3 protein-coding genes and 1 other annotated feature are annotated in these 3,524 nt (G+C 66.4%); all 3 genes read right to left on the bottom strand.

The window, feature by feature from the left end; genetic code table 11:
• Positions 1-43: 43 nt before the first annotated feature.
• Positions 44-1,287, bottom strand: a protein-coding gene (locus tag ACRDPS_RS06980) for an IS3 family transposase (protein ID WP_431500898.1) whose coding sequence is annotated in 2 segments (ribosomal slippage) — positions 44-999 and positions 999-1,287 — 1,245 coding nt in all. Because the reading frame shifts where the segments join, the coding sequence is not laid out codon by codon here.
• Positions 872-1,000: a sequence feature (AL1L pseudoknot), on the bottom strand. (Overlaps the previous gene by 129 nt.)
• A 141-nt stretch (positions 1,288-1,428) precedes the next feature.
• Positions 1,429-2,058 carry a bifunctional adenosylcobinamide kinase/adenosylcobinamide-phosphate guanylyltransferase gene (locus ACRDPS_RS06975; protein WP_431500899.1) on the bottom strand — a complete coding sequence of 210 codons (630 nt, stop codon included), beginning with the start codon at positions 2,056-2,058 and terminating at the stop codon, positions 1,429-1,431.
• Between the two features lie 1,155 nt (positions 2,059-3,213).
• On the bottom strand, positions 3,214-3,524 hold a 311-nt coding region (locus ACRDPS_RS06970; RefSeq protein ID WP_431500897.1), incomplete at its 5' end, for an HNH endonuclease signature motif containing protein.

Below are 3,524 nucleotides of genomic sequence, written 5' to 3'. Positions count from 1 at the left end.
GCGTGAACCGCCCCGGGGTTTCCGGACACTTCTGATGGTGTCTCTACCCGGTCGGGACGAGACGGTTTCTTGCAGCGTAGTGCGCGTTCTCGATCTCGATGGGTGTGAGGTCATCGATTGATCCGTGGGTGCGCTCGTGGTTGAACCAGTGGACCCAGTGCAGGGTCTCGATCTCGACGTGCTCGACGTCGCGCCATGGCCCTTCGGGGCGGATGAGCTCGGTCTTGTAGACACCGATCTGGGATTCGGCCATCGCGTTGTCGTAGGCATCGCCCACCGAACCGACCGAGGCGTCCACGCCGGCCTCGATCAGGCGTGAGGTGAACGCGAAGGAGGTGTACTGGCTGCCGGCGTCGTTGTGGTGGACCAGTCCGGACAGGTTGCTCACACCGGCCTGGCGGCGGGTCCAGATGCCATGCTCAAGGGTGTCCAAGACAAGTTCGGTGGTCATGGTGGTCGCGGCGCGCCAGCCCAGGATCCTGCGGGAGAACACGTCGAAGATGAAGGCCACATACACAGTGCCCGACCAGGTCGGAACGTAGGTGAAGTCCGCGACCCACAGCTGGTTCGGAGCGGCCGCGGTGAAGTTGCGGTCGACCAGATCAGCTGCCCGGGCATCACGCGGATCCGGGATCGTGGTCCGCACACGTTTGCCCCGCAACGCGCCCTGCCAGCCATTTGCTGTCATCAGTCGCTCGATCGTGCACCGGGCCACGTCGTGGCCCTGCCGGCGCAGGTACAGCCACATCTTGCGGGCACCGAACCGGGCGATGAACCGTTCTCCTCGCGCTGCCCTGATCAGTTCGACGACCTCGGCATCACGCAGCGATCGCTTCGACGGCTTACGCTCGCGTGCCTCGTAGTAGGTAGACGGGGCGATCTTGATCCCATGCTCTTTCAGCACGCGACAGATCGGCTCGACCCCGAACTCCTCGAGATGCTCGTCGATGAACGCGGTCAGTACCTGTGTGGGCGGTCGAGCTCCGCCGCGAAGAAAGCCGAGGCAGACTTCAAGATCTCGTTCGCCCGCCGCAACTCGGCCACTTCCTTCTTCAGCTCACGAATCTCAGCCAACTCCTGGGTCGTCTTTCCTGGCCGGGTGCCGCCATCGACCTCGGCCTGACGGACCCACTTGCGCAGCGTCTCGGGCGACCCGATCCCGAGTTTGCCCGCGATCGAGCGGATCGCATCGAACTCAGAGGGATACCTCCCCTCCTCCATCGACTCGGTGACCGCCCGGACTGCACGCTCACGAAGCTCACGGGGGTACTTACTGGGACGTGCCATGACTTCATCCTCCAACTAATGAAGTCTCCGGACATACCGGGGCGGTTCAGCGGGTTCGACGGGCTAGCGGGTTCGACGGGCTAGCGGGCTCGACGGGCTAGCGGTCCCGGCGTCTCGACTGGCTCGCCGGCTTGGACACCGTCAGAGCTTCAGCACCCGACCTGCGATGACCAGATGCACCTCGTCGCAGGCCTCGGCCATCCGCTGGTTGACCATGCCGAGCAGGTCTCGGAAGAGTCGGCCGGAGCGATGTGCGGGCACGACCCCGAGCCCGACCTCGTTGGTCACCAGCACCACATCGCCGTGTCGGCGGCCGAGCGCCGCCGCAGCGTCGTCGACCAACCCCGAGACCACCGCCGTAGCCTCGTCCGTCGACGTCTCCCAGAGGCCGTGAGCGTCCATGACACCCGTGAGCCACGTACCGAGGCAGTCGACGATCACGCCGGTATCCCTGGCTGCGCTGGTATCTCCGGCTGCGCTGGTATCTCCGACAGCGCTGGCATCTCTGGCTGCGGCGGTTTCCCCGACTGCGCCGGCATCCCCGGTCCGATCGGGGGCCAGCCCACCTGTCAATGCCCCGGCAAGATCCCGCGTCTCGACCGTATGCCACGACGATGGCCGCTGTGCCCGATGCGAAGCCAGGCGAGCAGCCCAGTCAGGATCTGGATCCTCCTCGAGTGTCGGCCCAGGCGCGACGTACGCCACCGACGACAACCCCGCGAGCAACGACTCCGCATGCCGCGACTTCCCCGACCGCACTCCGCCCGTCACCAAAACCTTCACCGGACCAGCGTAAGTCGGCGCAAAGCAGGTGTTCTCGCCGGTCCCCGGGGTCAAGGCGATGTATCGAGTTTTGTCGAGAGTCTCGGGCTGTTGGGCAGGGTGTCCGTGGCGCCTGCACAAGCCGAGGACAGCTTGTGAAGCGTTCACAAGGTCCTCTGCCCGGTGGTCGAGCTCTGTCGGTGGCGGCCACCGCGAGGATCGCGCCGTCCATCGAGACCTCCCTCTGGTGGAGGCTCCCGAAGACTGGCCGCCCTCGCCAGGTCCCTCTCCGACCTCGACGCCGAGTCGACCGGGGTGCCCTGGCCGACCTCGATGCCGAGGTCGTCTGGGGCGCCGCGGCCGCCTGATACTCGCCGGACGCCGGGGTAGTGAAGGCGCCGGGGTAGCGAGGCGGCGGGATGGCGAGGCGGCGGGATGGCGAGGCGGCGGGATGGCGAGGCGGCGGGGTAGCGAGGCGGCGGGATGGCGAGGCGGCGGGATGGCGGGGCAGCGGGATGGCGGGGCAGCGGGACGCGAGTCTCTCACTCATCGGCACAGTCTCCACTCGGACGGATCCTCGATACCCTCCGGACCATGGACAGTTCTGCCGGCACGGGGAGATATCCACACCAGTGGGGCAGACACCGACCAACTCATCCGCCGCGGCGTCCACACCAGCGTCCAAGCACTCGGAGCCGACATCCGCGACTGGATCGCGACCTGGAACCAGAACCCCCGCCCGTTCGCCTGGACCAAGACGCCGGACGAGATCCTCCACTCCCTCTCAAAATATCGGCGATCAGCGCATGGAGCTGGCTCAACCCGTTCACCCCCTCGAGCAGCCGACGCCGCTTCAACACGCGCCCCTGCGCGTCTTGGAGTTCGATGTCGTGATGGGCCTCAGCCCAGTCATCACCCAAGAACAGCACCCGTCCCGTCCTCCTCGCTCGCACCGGATCGTCCGGAAGAGGCTCGCAGGCGACCTAATGGTTCAGTGCTCACCGCAAGTGCGGGGCGCGTTATCCCAGCAGCCATCAACACCTCCTCGTTCACCGGCGGGGGCACGATCTAGACCTAGACCTCGCGGGCCCGGGGCGACAACAGTGCTCACCCACCGGCGGACTCGGACACCACTCTGGCCCAAACCGGAGCGATGCACCCCCATTAGGGACGTCGGGTGAACCGGATCGTCCCGTCCGGCAATCGCTCGTGGGTGTAACCGGGGGCATGGGCTAGCCGGTGGTGGTGTGGGCAGAGCAGCACCCCGTCTTTGAGGTCTGTCTTTCCGCCCAGTGCCCAGGCGGTCAGGTGGTGGGCGTCGCACCATTCTGGTGGCATGTCGCAGCCTTCGGCTTGGCAGCACTTCTGCTGGAGCCGGAGTGCTTTGCGCTGGATGGGTTGGAAGAACCTGCTGTCGCGGCCGGCGTCGAGGACCCGGCCATCACTACCCAACACCCAGGGGATGATGGTGGCGT

This window comes from Nocardioides sp., assembly GCF_050699375.1.
Taxonomy (GTDB): Bacteria; Actinomycetota; Actinomycetes; order Propionibacteriales; family Nocardioidaceae; genus Nocardioides.
The sequence above is the reverse complement of the archived record's forward strand: the minus strand, read 5'-3'. Positions and strand labels throughout refer to the sequence as shown.